Annotated in this window: 13 protein-coding genes, 1 riboswitch and 1 other annotated feature; all 13 genes read right to left on the reverse strand. The window is 42.0% G+C overall.

Annotated elements, in window-relative coordinates; genetic code table 11:
- Positions 1 to 68: 68 nt before the first annotated feature.
- Positions 69 to 1079, reverse strand: coding sequence for a ketol-acid reductoisomerase (gene ilvC, locus ABS301_RS17720; RefSeq protein ID WP_104437591.1), 1011 nt, complete (start codon positions 1077 to 1079; stop codon positions 69 to 71).
- 109 nt (positions 1080 to 1188) lie between these two features.
- Positions 1189 to 1689, reverse strand: coding sequence for an acetolactate synthase small subunit (gene ilvN, locus ABS301_RS17725; RefSeq protein ID WP_104437592.1), 501 nt, complete (start codon positions 1687 to 1689; stop codon positions 1189 to 1191).
- Positions 1690 to 1800: 111 nt separating this feature from the next.
- The gene (locus tag ABS301_RS17730; RefSeq protein WP_349673470.1) at positions 1801 to 2721 is read right to left on the reverse strand and encodes a cation diffusion facilitator family transporter; all 921 of its coding nucleotides are present in this window, start codon (positions 2719 to 2721) and stop codon (positions 1801 to 1803) included.
- Positions 2722 to 2798: 77 nt separating this feature from the next.
- Positions 2799 to 2891, reverse strand: a riboswitch (NiCo riboswitch).
- An 85-nt stretch (positions 2892 to 2976) separates the two neighbouring features.
- Positions 2977 to 3573: a metallophosphoesterase family protein gene (locus ABS301_RS17735; RefSeq protein ID WP_349673471.1), complete on the reverse strand. Its 597-nt coding sequence runs from the start codon at positions 3571 to 3573 to the stop codon at positions 2977 to 2979.
- On the reverse strand, positions 3545 to 5536 hold the full coding sequence (locus ABS301_RS17740; protein WP_349673472.1) for a BMP family ABC transporter substrate-binding protein: 1992 nt from the start codon (positions 5534 to 5536) through the stop codon (positions 3545 to 3547). The genes ABS301_RS17735 and ABS301_RS17740 overlap by 29 nt, the downstream gene beginning before the upstream one ends.
- An 87-nt stretch (positions 5537 to 5623) precedes the next feature.
- Positions 5624 to 6091 carry an SsrA-binding protein SmpB gene (gene smpB, locus ABS301_RS17745; protein ID WP_349673473.1) on the reverse strand — a complete coding sequence of 156 codons (468 nt, stop codon included), beginning with the start codon at positions 6089 to 6091 and terminating at the stop codon, positions 5624 to 5626.
- An 86-nt stretch (positions 6092 to 6177) separates the two neighbouring features.
- On the reverse strand, positions 6178 to 7272 hold the full coding sequence (locus ABS301_RS17750; protein ID WP_349673474.1) for a hypothetical protein: 1095 nt from the start codon (positions 7270 to 7272) through the stop codon (positions 6178 to 6180).
- A 178-nt stretch (positions 7273 to 7450) separates the two neighbouring features.
- The gene (rnr, locus tag ABS301_RS17755; protein ID WP_502877980.1) at positions 7451 to 9592 is read right to left on the reverse strand and encodes a ribonuclease R; all 2142 of its coding nucleotides are present in this window, start codon (positions 9590 to 9592) and stop codon (positions 7451 to 7453) included.
- A gap of 139 nt (positions 9593 to 9731) precedes the next feature.
- Complete coding sequence (gene secG / locus ABS301_RS17760) at positions 9732 to 9965, reverse strand: preprotein translocase subunit SecG (RefSeq protein WP_104437598.1); 234 nt, start codon at positions 9963 to 9965, stop codon at positions 9732 to 9734.
- Between the two features lie 75 nt (positions 9966 to 10040).
- Positions 10041 to 11231: a phosphopyruvate hydratase family protein gene (locus tag ABS301_RS17765; protein WP_349673475.1), complete on the reverse strand. Its 1191-nt coding sequence runs from the start codon at positions 11229 to 11231 to the stop codon at positions 10041 to 10043.
- A gap of 132 nt (positions 11232 to 11363) precedes the next feature.
- Positions 11364 to 13784, reverse strand: a complete 2421-nt coding sequence (gene pheT / locus ABS301_RS17770; protein WP_349673476.1) for a phenylalanine--tRNA ligase subunit beta — start codon at positions 13782 to 13784, stop codon at positions 11364 to 11366.
- 22 nt (positions 13785 to 13806) lie between these two features.
- Positions 13807 to 14826: a phenylalanine--tRNA ligase subunit alpha gene (gene pheS, locus ABS301_RS17775; protein WP_349673555.1), complete on the reverse strand. Its 1020-nt coding sequence runs from the start codon at positions 14824 to 14826 to the stop codon at positions 13807 to 13809.
- Between the two features lie 54 nt (positions 14827 to 14880).
- Positions 14881 to 15124: a binding site (T-box leader), on the reverse strand.
- Between the two features lie 74 nt (positions 15125 to 15198).
- On the reverse strand, positions 15199 to 16260 hold the full coding sequence (locus ABS301_RS17780; protein WP_349673477.1) for a GtrA family protein: 1062 nt from the start codon (positions 16258 to 16260) through the stop codon (positions 15199 to 15201).
- Positions 16261 to 16424 lie beyond the last annotated feature (164 nt).

Consider the following 16424-nt stretch of genomic DNA (forward strand, 5'->3'; position numbering starts at 1 on the left):
TATAAAAGAGAAATTGTGTTAACCACACTCTCTTTTTATCAGCCTTTTTACATATCCTAAAAATATATTTAGTTATCGATCAGTTTTCCGCCGTTATTCCAGCTGTAAAGCTTACGAAGATCTGCTCCGACTTTCTCTAATTCATGAGAAGCTTCTGCATTTCTCATCGCTTTGAAGTGAGCACCGCCAACCTGATTCTCAAGCAGCCAGTCTTTTGCAAACGTACCATCCTGAATGTCTGTCAGCACTTTCTTCATAGCCTTTTTGGTCTCATCTGTAATAATCTTTGGTCCTGTAATATAGTCTCCGTACTCAGCTGTATTGGAGATTGAATATCTCATACCTGCAAAGCCGCTTTCAAAGATAAGATCAACGATCAGCTTCATCTCATGTACACACTCAAAGTAAGCGTTCTCTGGTGCATATCCTGCTTCCACCAATGTCTCAAAGCCAGCTTTCATCAGTGCGCATACACCACCGCATAATACAGCCTGCTCACCAAAAAGATCCGTCTCTGTCTCAACCCGGAAGGTTGTCTCTAAAACGCCTGCTCTTGCACCGCCGATTGCAGATGCATATGCCAATGCCTTGTCCATTGCCTTACCAGTATAATCCTGATGAACTGCAACAAGACATGGAGTTCCTCTGCCTACCAGATATTCATTACGAACTGTATGACCTGGTGCTTTTGGAGCAATCATAGTAACATCAACATTCTTAGGAGGAACGATCTGTCCGAAGTGAATTGCAAAACCGTGAGCGAACATCAGCATGTCGCCATCCTTTAAGTTGGGTTCTACAGATTCCTTATACATAGCAGCCTGTTTCTCATCGTTGATCAGAATCATGATGATATCTGCCTTTTTTGCTGCTTCAGCTGCAGTATAAACGGATAAACCCTGAGCCTCTGCTTTTGCCCAGGAACTGCTTCCTTCGTAAAGTCCAATGATGACATCACATCCGGACTCCTTTAAATTAAGCGCATGGGCATGACCCTGGCTTCCGTATCCAATTACTGCAATGGTCTTACCTTCTAATAAAGATAAGTTGCAGTCTTCCTGGTAGTAAATCTTTGCCATCTTTCTTTCCTCCTCATATACTGACTCATAATATATTTTGTTAAAGGAACTATGCCGACGACTCACTGTCCGCCTTTGGCAACACCTCTAGCTAACAACAAAAGACTGCCTATGGCAGATAGCGGATATCGTCTGATCCTCTGGAGAGTCCTGTCAGACCAGTTCTTGCCAACTCTAAAATCTCATAATCTCCAAGGAGGTTAATCAGTGCATCCAGTTTTGACTGGTCGCCTGTCAGCATGACGGTTAAAGAATCTCTTCCCACATCAACGATGGTAGCCCTGAATATATCTGCAATGGCACTGATCGCCTGACGCTCACTGGCATTGGCGCGGACCTTTACAAGAATAAGTTCACGGTAAACAGAACGTCCGGGCTTCAATTCCTTAATGTCCCTGACATCCTCCAGCTTTCTCAGCTGCTTTTCAATCTGATCCAAGATCTCCTGTTCACCCACAGAAACCACTGTCATCCTCGAATATCTCTCATCCGCAGTTACTCCTACCGTAAGGCTCTCAATGTTATAGCCACGGCGGCTGAACAGTCCGGCTACACGGCTTAAAACGCCGGCAGTGTTATCAACCAACAATGATAATACGATTCTTTCCATTCACATCCCTGCCTTTTTGTATAATATTTAAATGATAACAATGTAACTGTTATTTGTCAACTAAATAATAGGAATGTGTATTATAATCTGGAGTTATACCTATAGACATATTTAATCATTTTCTTCCATATCAAGAACCGGATTCACGTGAACCATGCAATGCTTTACATCAGGAAAGTGTTCTTCTATGCTCAGATGCACCTTTTCTGCTATTTCGTGTGACCTTACCAGTTCCAGTTTTCCTTCTGCTGCAATTTCGATATCCACATATACTTTTGCACCAAACATCCTGGTTCTGATATCGTCAATCCGTTTTACCCCCATAACTGACATTGCAAACTCCTTCATTTTTTGAACCGTATCCTCATCACAGGATTTATCGATCATTTTGTCCATGGAATCACGAAATATATCAATAGCTGCCTTACCAATGAAAATGCAGATTACAATACTGGCCAGAGGATCTAAAACAGGAACTCCCATTCTTGCACCGCCAATCCCGATCATAGCTCCCACAGAAGACAACGCGTCAGAGCGATGGTGCCAGGCATCTGCCATAACGGCACCTGAATTTATCTTTTTGGCTGCTGCTCTCGTGTACCAGTACATCCATTCTTTTACGACGATTGATAAAACTGCCGCAACCAAAGCAACCAATCCAGGTATTTCTGCTGTCTTTCCATTCTGCCCTATTATAGCTTTAATACCAGTTATGCCAATTACAGCGCCTGTAGCCATTAACAAAGAAGCAAGTATGGCAGAAGCAACGCATTCCATCCGGTCATGTCCGTATGGATGCTCTTTATCTGATTTTTTATCTGCCAGCTGCACACCGATCATAACAATAAATGTGCTGAATACATCGGAGGCAGAATGAACTGCATCCGAAATCATTGCTCCAGAATGGCCAAGCATGCCTGCAGCCAGTTTAAATGCAGAAAGCAGTAAATTAATGACAATGCTCACCACCGATACGTGCATGGCAATACTTTTTCCATCCTTTTCTTTCTTTGATCCAGTGATACGTTTCATACCAGTTCCCCCAGTTTGATCAGATATTGCAGCTGCTGATAAATAAAAAATGCACCTGCGGAACAATTAGAGTTAACTACTGTCCCACAGATGCTTTCTAATCATCTGCTGTTGCCAAAGCAACCCGGCTTACAGCTGTTAAAGGCTGACGCCTGCTCAGTTTGTACTGTAGAGTCATGTGCAGTGCAAAGAGTTTAATCCCGTAAACGGGCTTCTGTAATAGGGTATGAACGTATTGCTGTAAAAGTTACCACATTACTTATAATCAATAATGCAATATTCATAAGCATTGATCACAACGGTGCTTCCATACTGATCTTCTCTCTTAAAAGCATTGCCATAATTAGCGTGGATATGACCGTGAAGAAAATACCTGGGTGCATACTTGTCCATTAACATCTTAAAGCAGGAAAAACCACGATGAGGAAGATCCGGCAGATCATTCAGTTCAAAAGCAGGCGCATGGGTAACAAGTATATCAAACCCCTTATTTTTCTTTAACTTCCACCACATGCGCTTAATTCTCTGTTCCATTTTCTTTTCTGTAAACTGGTTGGGGGAACCAGGAATATATTCCATGGAACCACCCAGCCCCAAAATTCTTACTCCATTGAAGGTTACAATCTCATCTTCAATGCAGACACACCCCTCCGGAGGACATCTCTCATACTGACAATCATGGTTTCCCCTTACGTAATAAACCGGCGCGTGAGAACAGGTGGCAAAAAACGTCAGATAATTTGCTCTCAAATCTCCGCAGGAAATGATTAAATCAATATCTTTTAGCTTCTCCGGTGTATAGAATTCGTAGAGCGACTTGGACTCATGATCCGCCAGTACCAGAATTTTCACGCTGAAGTTCCTCCGTATCCATGTTCTCGTATATTGTCTGACCCTGAAGACGAACCAATGACCGGGCTTCTTCTGTTAACTCTTCAAAATCAGGAATCTGCCCTACCACATTTTCCGTAAGCCAGTTCATCGTAGTAATCTCCTCCGGCGTAAGGCTTAACCCTTCTTCACACTGAATTGTGCCATCCTGAGAGTAAATCGTTCCAACAAATGGCTGGAAGCTTCCTGCCCGAATGGAATTTTTCAAAAATGTAATCAGCCGGTTTGTGCCGTGAGGGAGATTCTGGGAGCAGATTACATCAATGACGTCTGCAGACATGCCCCACCAGTAGTTAATCGCCTGCTTCCCTTTCATTTCTTTCCTGTCAACAGAACCGTGGCAGGTGAGATTTACGATTCTTTCATAAAACTTTCCCCAATGCCAGATTGGAGTAGCCAGGTTTCTCAGACTTCCATCCGCAGCTTTCTGATAAAGACCGTATTCTCTTGTAGGTGCCTGAGGAGTAATCATATCATCACCGGATATAAAGCGGATTCCTTCTTTCTCAAGTTCCGCCTGAGCATCCCGCCCTACAATCCTTGACCACTCCAGATAAACCTTTGCATAAGGATTAATCATCCTTGCTCCCAAAGCAAATGCATTGATATTGGCAATGGTTCCGTATATGGGATAATCAGCAATATAGCCAAGTTTGTCATCCCGTGACATGGAAGCAGCTAAAGCTCCCATTAAAAACTTTGATTCGTACATTCTTCCATAATAGGTACAGACAGAAGAATAGGACATATTGACCGAACAGTTGAACACTCTGATTTCCGGATGGTCAATGGCAGTCTTTACACTTAAATTAATCATCTGGGAGGCTGTTGTAAAAATCATATTGCAACCGCCTGCAATCGCGGCATCAAATGCCTTCGCCGTCTCCGTTTCCGAATCTGCATGGAAAAAGACCATGGTTTCTGTCTTTCCGTCAAATGCCTGCTCCAGATACATCCTGCCCAGTTCATGACCGTAAGTCCAGCTGGAAGTTTCCGCTGTCTTTGCGTGAATAAATGCTATTTTAAGCATGGAAGGGTCAAGGCCTGGATTTGGAAGCAGCCAGTTGATCAGCTTCATTGTGGTGTTATCCGATCCCTCTAAAGCCTCCTCCGGCTGCTCCACCAGCGCAATCTTATTGCCTCTGGAAGACAGAAGAAGTTCATCCTTAATCTTAACCAGATCCTTCTTAATCTGCTTTTCCACCCGGTCTTTCACCGATTTGTATCCCAACAGCTCCACATAGACTAAAAATGCATCGGAACAGGTCATGTCATAATCATCACCGCCGAATGCGTGAAATGCTTTGGAAAAACGGTCATATGCAGACTTAAACACCAGCCTGTCATCTTCGCTCCACTGTTCTCCCGGAATTTTATTCATTACCTTTAAAAGCTTGTCATAGCTGCCTTCCTTGCTGAACCAGATATCGCAGTTAAAGGAAACCTGATAAAAGTCAAGAAATTCGTAATAAAGCCGGTTGTTTAAATCATCAGTTCGCCTTGGAATCATCCGGATTACTGAGGCAGCGATGCTGAAGGCTCCCACATATTTTAATACGCTGACCCTTTTATTGCCTTCCTGTACATAATATTGATTCATGAATTCATAAACAACAATCGGATCATGAATTCCTTCCTGAATCTGATGATCATACAGGTAGGCCCACTTCGCTCCAAATTCGGATTTTTCCGACAAAAGGGGCATGAAATTACTGGCAAATGCATTGGTACGTCCTTCTGTCTTGGTACCAATTACCTTCTCCAGCGGAATATCCATAATTCCCAAATTAACTTCAGAAACGATATCAGAATAAGATAAAATATCATCAAGCACTGGCAGATACGGATACTCTCCCCTTGATACGGATGCCTGGTACTGCCTTCGCCCTTTTCTTAATGCCCCTACATAATCATATAGTGCCATCCGCAGTTTCCTCCCATTATTTTATACCCCTATTTTACCATCCAATCGATGTTCTGTACAGACGGGCAATTACACGTCAGACAGCGATTACACCTTTAAGTTGCGAACTTTAAAATCACGTTCCAGTTCCCGCTTCTGGTCTTTCTTTGCGATGTCATCCCTTTTATCGTAAAGTTTTTTACCTCTTGCCAGACCGATCTCCACCTTAACCAGACTGCCTTTAAAATATACGGAAAGAGGAACCAGAGTATATCCCTTTTGCGCAATTTTTTCATCCAGTTTTTGTATTTCCGATTTATGAAGGAGGAGCTTTCTGATACGCAGTGGATCTTTGTTGAAAATATTCCCCTTTTCATAAGGACTGATGTTCATGCCAAATACGTAAATCTCACCTTTGTCAACTCGAACAAAAGACTCCTTTACACTGCATTTGCCCATACGTATGGACTTTACTTCAGTGCCAAACAGCTCGATACCGGCTTCATATTTTTCATCGATAAAATAATCATGATACGCCTTTTTGTTATTGGCAATTAATTTAAAATTTTCTCCCATATTAATAAATCTCCCTTATTAAAGCTTTACACAATCATACTACATTATTTATATCTCGTAAAGGATAAGAAAATCAGCAAAGAGTTCTATTTAAAATAAATAATACTGCTGGTATACTGCTCTCCATCCCATTCCGTATATGATAATCTTTTACCAGAAGGACTCCAGTTAGTACTTATGGGTTCAGTATTCGCAGCAATCTTTATCGATTTTCCAGTAAGTATATCAAATACATACAGACTTCTTTCTGTTGCATTATTTTTATCCTCTTTCAAGCCATAAGCAATCATCCTCTGATCAGGTGACCAGGATACTCCGTACAATTCAGCATTCTCTGCAATTGTAATTTTTTCATCCTTCTCAGGACTATCAATAATCATCGAACTTTTGGAACCATTATTCTGTAAGATTATCATTTCTTTGTTATCAGGAGATGGTAAGATTTCAGATACTTGCCCCAGATTAAGACTGGTCTTTTCCTTTGTAGCCAGGTCTAAGGTCATTAAAGTGAAATCTGACTGTGTATTATAATAAATTTTGTTCCCCAGTTTCTCAACAAGATATATTCCTTCCTCTTTTAATTCATCAATCAAGCGCATATTTCCAGTTCTGTCAGACAGATAAACGCCGCCGCCATATGCTGAACCGATAACAGTTTCGTTATCAGCCCAGTGCGCACTGATTGCTCCACCAATCGGTTCTCCCATAAGCCCAATGCTCTCATGATTCTCCATATTCATAATGAAGTAAGCAGGATCCCCTAAAACATATTCATCGTATATCAGATATTTCTTATCCTTGGAGAACACCGCTCCCCCAAGCAATACATCTTTTTGTTCCCTGACCAGCTGATATTCTTTTGAGTTAATATTCAGTAAATACAGACTCTTTGGATACTGGTCTGATAGTTCTGATAAGCTCATTTTTTCTAATGACTCATTATCTTTTGAAACAATTGCTGTATCATCATCAAACCAGTCACTAATCATGATATGTTCCAAACGCTCAGTTTTATCAACTATTATCTTTGGTTCACTTTCTTCCTTCTTCGACTCTTCAATTACTGTTTTAGTATTTTCAGGCTCTTGAACCGTGATCTTATTTCTTTCCTTTGCACATCCAGTCATGGTAAACAACATTGCTGCCATCATGCATGCATTAATTAAACATTTTATTTTCATACCCAGCAACTCCCTGATATAATGTTTCAATTAGTGGGATCTCTCTTCCAAATGAAAAAAGACCATATATTCCAGGTCCATAAAAATAAATGATCTATGGCTTTAAACTCCATATCTCACACACAAATTCTCGGCAGGATAAAAACAAAGTATTTTCATCCTGCCAATTTGGTATTTGTTATTCCCCGTCAGAATCTTTTCCTAAAATAAAGTCGATGGTACGAAGCAGTTTATCCGTACCCGATACAATTACCCGTATAGGCTGACCAAGTTTAAAAGTCTTCCTGGTCATTTCTCCAACCAGTTCATAATGTTCTTCATCAAAATGATAATAATCATCCTGAAGATCATTGACATGGATCAGGCCTTCCACCGTATTGGGTAGTTCTACATAAAGCCCCCAGTTTGTTACTCCTGAAATGACTCCCTCAAACTCCTGCCCAATATACTTAGACATATACTCACATTTTTTCAGCTTAATGGTTTCCCGCTCTGCTTCATCTGCCCGCCTCTCCAGAGAAGAGGACTGAACGGCCACCTGCATCAGTAGCTTGTCATAATGACTGACACGCTTCTCGCTGAGCCCTGACCTTAAGTTCTCCTTTATGATACGGTGGATCTGCAGATCCGGATATCTTCGGATCGGGGAAGTAAAGTGGGTATAGTATTTTGCTGCAAGACCAAAATGCCCGGTGTTACCTACCGTATACTTTGCCTGCTTCATGGATCGAAGAGCAAGACGGCTGATTAATGCTTCTTCCGGAGTATCCTCTGCATTGGCAAGCAGCTTCTGAACTTCTTTGGGATATACCTCTCCGTTATGGAAGCGAATGGAATAGCCGAAATTGTTAATCAGCGTAGCCAGACTTTTCATCTTCTCTGGATCCGGGTTGTCATGAGTCCGGTATAGAAATGGAATCTCCTGCCAGAAATAATCCTCTGCAACTGTCTCATTTGCCATAAGCATAAAATCTTCAATGATTTTAGTGGCAGAATTCCGGTCATAAGGTTTTATCTCCAATGGCTTTCCCCGCTCATCAAGAATTACCTTCGTTTCTGGGAAGTCAAAGTCAATCGAACCTCTATTTTTCCTTTTTTCTCTTAAAATATCAGCCAGTTCCTTCATCTGTTCAAACATGGAAATAAAGGCCTCATATTCTTTCATGACTGCTTCATCATGGTCGGTTATAATTGCATTTACCGCTGTATAAGTCATTCTCCGGTCCACATTGATTACCGTTTCCGCAATTCTGTGGCCGGTTACCGTTCCATCTCCGTCGATTTCCATGATGCAGCTCAGCGCCAGACGATCCTCTCCCTGATTTAAAGAGCAGATACCGTTAGACAGCTTATGGGGCAGCATGGGGATAACACGATCCACCAGATAGACGCTGGTTCCTCTTTTTAAAGCTTCTTCATCAAGAGGGCTGTGCTCTGTTACATAATTGGTTACATCAGCAATGTGTACTCCCAGAGTATATGTCCCGTCTTTTTTTGAAATGGTGATGGCATCATCAAGATCCTTAGCGTCCTCTCCATCTATGGTGACAGTCTGTAATTCCCTCAAATCCAGACGCCCCTGCATATCTTTACCAGAAATAGAATCAGGGACTGACTCAACCTGCTTCATCACAATGTCAGGGAATTCCTCCGGAAGTCCGTAAGCACGCACAATGGAAAGAATGTCAGTTCCCGGATCATTGACATGTCCAAGGATCTCCCTGATCACGCCCTCCGGCTTTTTCCCTTCTCCTCCAAAATCGGTGATCTTCACCACTACTTTATGTCCGTTTACTGCCCCCATGTCTTTTCCCTGGGGAATAAAGACATCCTTAGAAATCTTCTGGTTATCCGGAATGACGAAACCAAAATTTTTATTTTTCTGATAAAATCCAATAATCTCTTCATTTGCATGCTGAAGCACCTTAATCACCCGGCCTTCTGCTCTCTTGCCGCCAGAGCCTTCCGCCTCCGCAGATATAAGAACGGTATCTCCATGAAGAGCGCCGCCAGTCTTATCCTCCGGGATAAAGATATCTTTCTCAAAACCTTCTACCGATACAAAACCAAAGCCCTTCTGGTGTCCGAAAAATACTCCTGCCATGGAACCAATATCTGGTTTTCCGTATTTTCCTTTCTGGGATACTCCGATTTTTCCTTCTGACACCAGGGCATCCAGTACCTGTTTTAATTCGTCTCTCTGATGTTTGGGAACCCCAAATAACATGGAAATTTCCTTTAATTTCATCGGTTTATAAGTCGGATCCGAAAACAGTTCCATAAACATGGCTTTCCGCTGCATTAACTGTTCTTCTGTCATTATTTTCCTCTCTTTTCACAATTTTTCTAACAAGTTGATTTATATTTTTATTATCTGCACTTCACCTGATGGTATGACAGAATTTTTCCTTAAAGCGAAAAAAACACCCTTGCTGCTATACCACAAGAGTGTTTAATCGCTACAGTATATTCAGATTCAGTACTAATGACAGGATAAAAAACAGGATTGCTCCGTACTTTGTAAACTTCTCCAGTTTTCCTTCCATGGAACGTCCTTTGTTCCTGCCCCAGTAAGTATCCGCCATACCACCGATAGAACCAAGACCCTGACTCTTTCCTTCCTGTAACAGGATAATCGCTGATAAAGCAACACATATAATAACGAACACAATTGATAATATAATCCGGATCATTTTCCCACCTCCTTAAGTCAAACAACGCTTATCATACCATAAATTTTCAGTAAATACAATATTTTTTTCTATTTTTCACTGCTGTCTGCTATAGAATTCCTCAATTCTTAGCAGTTCGTTGTATTTTGCCGTGCATTCCCCCCTGCAGGGTGCACCGCATTTGATATAATCAGCACCAACTGCCGCTGCCATGTCACTAAGAAACACTTCCTCTGTTTCCTTATAACTGTTTGAAAAGATCACTTTATACCCAAGCCTTCCTGCTCTCTCAGCCATTTCCAGTGCAGCTGTTACCGTACCGGCTTTCTTCAATTGAATCTCCACGCCATTGGATGCAAAAAAGTCATCAGAAGCTATGGTGAAACGATGGTGAAACATTTGATACATCCGGTTTCTTCCCTCAAGATCTTTTGTCCAAAGTCCTTCTGTCACAAGTCCCAGAGGAAATCCATCTGCAAGCCTTAAATAATAGGAAATTATATCTTTTTGATTTCTGTGTACCAGAATTCCATTATTCAGGCTTTCTTTATCAAAATGGTAAATTCCTTCTTCTTTTACATAAAGATGATCCGCATATCCGGAAATAGCAGCGGCCACATCAGAATCCGGATCATATCCGGAAAGTCTGACTGCATCCATTATATAATGAAGCGCTTCCTCTGCACTTTTTACGTCTGCTGCAAAACCGCCGCTTTTCCCCACCGATGTATCAATTCCGTTTAAGGATAAAAGCCGCTTTAATGTCTGGTATACTTCTCCACCCAGCCGCAGTCCTTCTGCAAAAGAAGTCCTGTTTAAGGGGATAATCATAATTTCTTTAAAATCGATTCCCTTTCCCCAGTCTCCTCCGTCTACCATGCTCATGACCGGAACCGGCATGACTGGAGCCGTAGATCCACCTAAATAGCGGTATAGCGGAAGTCCAAGCCCTGCCCCCGCCGCTCTTGCTGTTGCCATGGACAGTGCTAACACTCCGGCCTTTCCTCTGCCGTTTTCTTTATGATCCGCATCGTCTGCCTCTCTTTGTCTGATCAGCAGATTATCAATATTTTTTTGTTCTGCAGCATCTTCAAATAAAATCGCTTCCGATAGCCATTCCCTGATATAATCTGCTTCTTCCTCTCCGGTCATTTCATCAAAAACCGAAACCACAGCTTTTCCCTGTGCACCGTTTTCCAGGATTACTTCTGCTTCCACGGCCGGATTTCCTCCCGAATCTAAAAGCATTCTCCCTCTTATGAGTTTAATATCAAGATCATCAAGCATCTGTTTTGCCTCCCTGTTTTCAAACATTCCTCTACCGTAAGGATTGACGGGATTTTTCAGTTCCATGCAGGCAAACAAAAAAAGATGCCGGAAGCGTTCTGCTTTTCTCCCGACATCTTTTTATATAAATTTTTATGCTCTTAACTCAATACCAAGTGCCTGTAAACCGTTGAGTATTTTTTTCATAACTCCCGAAACTTCCTGTTCTTCCAGAGTATGATCTGCTGCACGGAATGTGATGGAATAGGCAACTGATTTAAAACCAGCAAGGATCTGTGCACCTTCATAAATATCAAACAGCTCATAGCTTTCTAATATCTTGCCTCCACGCTGTTCAATGACTTCTTCTATCTGACCTACCAGAATATTTTTTGGTACTACCATACTGATATCTCTGGTAACTGCCGGATATTTGGCAATTCCGGTGTATTTACGGTCAAAACTTGTAAATGGTATCATGGACGGCATATCGATCACTGCCACATAAGCCCGGTCTCCGATCTTGTAGTTATCGGCTACCTCCGGATGAACCTCTCCTAAATATCCGATATTTACTCCATCGTAAATGATGTCTGCCTGTCTTCCCGGATGAAGGAACGTCTTTCCTGCCTTGGGATCATAATGAGGCTTTAAATTCATACCGGTTTTCTCAAAGAACTCCTCAACGACACCCTTCATGTCAAAGAAATCACCATCTCCGTAAAAGCCCAGAGTAAACTGCATTCTTTCATCTGGAAGCTCTGTAAGAGGAAGGCTCTTTGGCAGATAAATATTGGCCAGCTCATAAAGGCGGACATTTTTATTACGTCTGTTGTAGTTTGTAGACAGTGAATTTAACATTCCGTGAAGAGGAATTGTTCTCATTACACTGAAGTCCTCGCCAAGGGGATTTAAAATATTTACAGTTACCCGAAGAGGACTGTCCTGAGGAAGAAGGAGACGGTCAAAAACTTTAGGACTTTCAAAGGAATATGTCATTCCCTGAGAGAATCCGCAGAATTCCGCAACCTCTCTTGCCAGCTCCTCCACTCTTAGTTTATAGGAGAGTTTCCCAGTTGTCGATTCACCGGTCGGAAGGGAAACCGGAATCTTATCATAGCCATAAAATCTCGCTGTCTCCTCTGCTAAATCCGCCATACATTCTAAATCCTGACGGAATGTAGGAACAATGATCTCTCCAGTTTTTTCGTCATATTCCAGTTCCAGACGCTTGTAATACTCAAGCATTGTCTCTGCTGTAATATCGGTACCAAGAAGACGGTTCATCCTCTCCGGTTCAAATGCAACACGTTTTTCCTCTCTCTTCTCCGGATAAATATCAATCATGCCGCCGACTACTTCACCTGCGCCAAGCTCCTCAATCAGCTGGCATGCACGGTCGATTGCAGCCTTTGCATTGTTGGGATCAAGGCCCTTTTCAAATTTGCCGGAAGCATCGGTTCTTAAACCAACTTTCTTGGAGGAAAGACGGATATTGGTTCCATCAAAGCAGGCGCTTTCAAATACCATGGTCTGGACTTCATCCGTAATCTTAGAATTTTCCCCTCCCATGATACCGGCAATGCCCACTGCCTTCTCTCCGTCACGAATCATGAGTACGGTGCTGTCCAGTTTTCTTTCCTGGCCATCTAAGGTCTGGAAGGTCTCTCCATCTTCTGCACATCTGACAACGATCTCATGACCTGTCAGCTGTTCATAATCAAATGCATGCATTGGCTGGCCGTATTCTTCCATTACATAGTTGGTGATATCGACAATGTTATTGATTGGTCTGATTCCGCAGGCTGCAAGTCTTCTCTGCATCCAGACAGGAGAAGGAGCAATCTTAATATTCTTTACCATTCTTGCGCAGTAACGGGAACAAAGACGGCTGTCTTCTACTGTTACTTTCAGAAAATCATGAACATCCTCACTGTTGCCGGTAGCAGTTACTACTGGAGGAACAAAGGTTTTGTTAAAGGTAGCTGCTGCCTCTCTGGCAATCCCGATCACGCTGTAACAGTCCACACGGTTTGAAGTTACTTCATATTCAAAAACAGAATCATGAAGGCCAAGAAGTTCTACTGCATCAGTTCCCGGTACGCAGTCCTGGGGAAGAATATAGATTCCGCTTTCAGGAGCATCTGGATACATTTCGCTTGTAAATCCCAGTTCTTCAATGGAGCACATCATTCCACAGGATTCAATGCCTCTTAACTTGCCCTTTTTGATCTTAATTCCAGCTTCCGGAAGAGGACCGCCGTCATGGCCTCCTGCAACCTTTCCTCCGTCTAAAACAACCGGTACCATATCTCCTGTTTTAACGTTTGATGCGCCAGTAACGATCTGAACGGTCTCAGTACCTACATTCACCTGGCAGACAATCAGTTTATCTGCATCCGGATGGCGTTCAATCGATAAGATCTGACCGACTACGATCTTCTCCAAATTTTTATCCAGGCATTCATAGCCCTCAACCTTCGTTCCGGTCAGTGTCATGGCATCTGTATATTCCTGAGGTGCCACTTCCAAATCCGGTACATATGCTTTAACCCATGATAATGGTGTATTCATCAATCTATCTCCCTTCCTGTTTCTAGAACTGCTTTAAAAATCTGATGTCATTTTCATATAATAATCTCATGTCATCAATCTCATATTTTAACAAGGCAATTCTCTCCAAGCCCACTCCGAATGCGAATCCGGAGTATTCATTGGAATCAATTCCGCTCATGGCAAGCACGTTTGGGTGTACCATTCCGCAGCCTAAAATCTCAATCCAGCCAGATCCTTTGCAGAAACGGCAGCCCTTTCCTCCACATTTAAAGCAGGTAACATCCATTTCTGCACTTGGCTCAGTAAACGGAAAATGATGGGGGCGGAATTTCACCTTTGTCTCAGGTCCAAATAACTCTCTGGCAAATTCAGCCAGGGTTCCTTTTAAATCTGCAAATGTGATATTCTTATCGATTACCAGTCCCTCAATCTGATGGAACGAAGGAGAATGGGTTGCGTCTACCTCATCAGAACGGAACACTCTGCCTGGTGCCAGCATTCGGATGGGAAGTTTTCCCTCCTCCATGGTACGAACCTGAACGGGAGAGGTCTGACTTCTTAAAACAATGCTGTCACTGATATAGAACGTATCCTGCTCATCTCTTGCCGGATGGTTCTTCGGAATATTCAGCTTTTCAAAGTTATAATGGTCATACTCTACTTCGGGGCCTTCAATCACTTCATAACCCATGCCCACAAAGATTCTCTCCACCTCTTCTAATGCAATGGTATTAGGGTGAGTATGCCCAACCCGGTTTCTCTTCGCTGGAAGAGTGACATCAATAACCTCTTTCCTTAACTGCTCTTCTCTTGCTTTTTTCATCAGCGCAGTCATGGCCGCATCCAGCTTACTTTCAATTACTTCTCTGGCTTCATTCACCATCTGTCCAATCTTGGGTCTGTCTTCCGGAGTAACGTCCTTCATGCTCTTTAAAACACTGGTCAGTTCTCCCTTTTTTCCAAGATAAGCAACTTTAATGTCATTCAGTCTTTCCAGCGCATCGGAAGCTTCAATTTGCTTTAATGCTTCTTGTTTGATTTTTTCTAATTGATCTTTCATCATGCTCTCCTTCTTTGATTCATTCCCTGATACATTAAAAAAGCTCCATCCCTGTAAAGGGACGAAGCTGTGTTCGCGGTACCACCCTGATTCCTGCATCAAAAGCAGGCACTCGGCATACGTAACGTGTAAGGACGTCATGACCTACCCGCCTGCCAATCAAATAAATTCACAGGTTTCAGCCATGCTGCTTCAGTGGGAAATTCGAACTCTTAATTGAACTTAAAAGGGCTTTCAGCCGGTGACCCCTTCTCTCTGATAGAAATTAAGATTCTACTTGCACTTTCATAGCATTTCATATTTTAATGTAATATTGTCATCATTATAATAAGATAAAATTAAAATGTCAAGACATTTTTAAACCTATACTTCCTATAAAGCGGTATGAACCGGTCTCTTTTTAAAAATAAATAATTTCTGTACCAGAAAGCTCACAAAAAAGATGGAGACCTCCACCACAATTTTTGCTTCTAATCCGCCCATTCCCCAATCTCTTACCAGCCACAACAGCATGGCGGTATTGACTGCCAGTATGGAAAGAGCCAGAGCGGCATAGCCCAGGGCAGACTGCAATAAGTTTCCTTTGTAATGAAATACATAATTACGGTTTACATAGAAGTTAAATGAAGCACTCACAATTCTTGCCATGATGTTGCTGACAGCGTCTGCAGTAATAATTCCCAGTCCGGAAGTCAGAGATAAAAGTATGCCAAACAGCAGATAATCGATACAAAAACTGAGAAACGAGGAAGAAACAAATTTTAACATTGTCATATAAATGCGTGCGGAGTCTTTTAAGGGCCGGAAATGAGAAGATTTATTCCCTTCCAGATAAATCGTTTCGATGGGAACTTCCACAATCCGAATATTCTCTTTTATACAGGTCAGAAGCATATTTGTCTCATATTCGTACCGATCCCCTGATATTTCAAGAAACATTGGAATTAATGTGCTGTCAAATGCTCTCAGCCCCGTTTGCGTGTCTTTCAGCCATTTTCCCGACAGAAGCCAGAACGTAGCTCTTGTAAACTGATTACCTAATCTGCTTCTTAAGGGTATATTACCCTGAAAATTGCGGCTGCCGATGATAAGAATATTTCTCTCTCCTGTTTTTACTTCTAACAAACGAGCAATATCAGTCACAGTATGCTGGCCATCTGCATCAGCAATGATAACTCTGCCTGAAACCTTCTGATCTCTGATAAATGTTAATGCAGTTTTAACTGCTTTTCCTTTTCCGTAATTCCTGTCATGCTGCAGTACAATTCCATAGCTTTCTGCCTCATGGAAAATTTCTTCTGCTTCTATCCTGCTCCCATCATTGACAATTAGCAGCACTGCTTCCATTTTGTAACTCAATTCCTTTAAGAGAGCAATTAGCCGATCATCCGGATTATACGCCGGAATTACAATATAATTATTCTTTACTGCCATAGAGTTCCTCTCTTTCTGTCACTTTTCCAACAGTATACAAGTCACTACTGAAATAATACTGAAAAAATTCATACAGAATGATCTTACTTTTTTCAGATGTATTTAAGATTCAGGCGTTATACTCAACGCTATCAGTTCAAACCGTTTAAGAAAAGGATACCCAA

The sequence above is a fragment of the Lacrimispora sp. genome (assembly GCF_031982545.1).
GTDB lineage: Bacteria > Bacillota > Clostridia > Lachnospirales > Lachnospiraceae > Lacrimispora.

Coding starts and splice junctions, on each gene's coding strand:
- ABS301_RS17750 (WP_349673474.1), bottom strand. CDS start 7,272: ATGAAAATAAAATGTTTAATTAATGCATGCATGATGGCAGCAATGTTG.
- ABS301_RS17730 (WP_349673470.1), bottom strand. CDS start 2,721: ATGAAACGTATCACTGGATCAAAGAAAGAAAAGGATGGAAAAAGTATT.
- ilvC (WP_104437591.1), bottom strand. CDS start 1,079: ATGGCAAAGATTTACTACCAGGAAGACTGCAACTTATCTTTATTAGAA.
- ABS301_RS17765 (WP_349673475.1), bottom strand. CDS start 11,231: ATGCTTGATGATCTTGATATTAAACTCATAAGAGGGAGAATGCTTTTA.
- ilvN (WP_104437592.1), bottom strand. CDS start 1,689: ATGGAAAGAATCGTATTATCATTGTTGGTTGATAACACTGCCGGCGTT.
- smpB (WP_349673473.1), bottom strand. CDS start 6,091: ATGGGAGAAAATTTTAAATTAATTGCCAATAACAAAAAGGCGTATCAT.
- ABS301_RS17780 (WP_349673477.1), bottom strand. CDS start 16,260: ATGGCAGTAAAGAATAATTATATTGTAATTCCGGCGTATAATCCGGAT.
- rnr (WP_502877980.1), bottom strand. CDS start 9,592: ATGACAGAAGAACAGTTAATGCAGCGGAAAGCCATGTTTATGGAACTG.
- pheT (WP_349673476.1), bottom strand. CDS start 13,784: ATGAATACACCATTATCATGGGTTAAAGCATATGTACCGGATTTGGAA.
- ABS301_RS17740 (WP_349673472.1), bottom strand. CDS start 5,536: ATGGCACTATATGATTATGTAGGGGCATTAAGAAAAGGGCGAAGGCAG.
- pheS (WP_349673555.1), bottom strand. CDS start 14,826: ATGAAAGATCAATTAGAAAAAATCAAACAAGAAGCATTAAAGCAAATT.
- secG (WP_104437598.1), bottom strand. CDS start 9,965: ATGATCCGGATTATATTATCAATTGTGTTCGTTATTATATGTGTTGCT.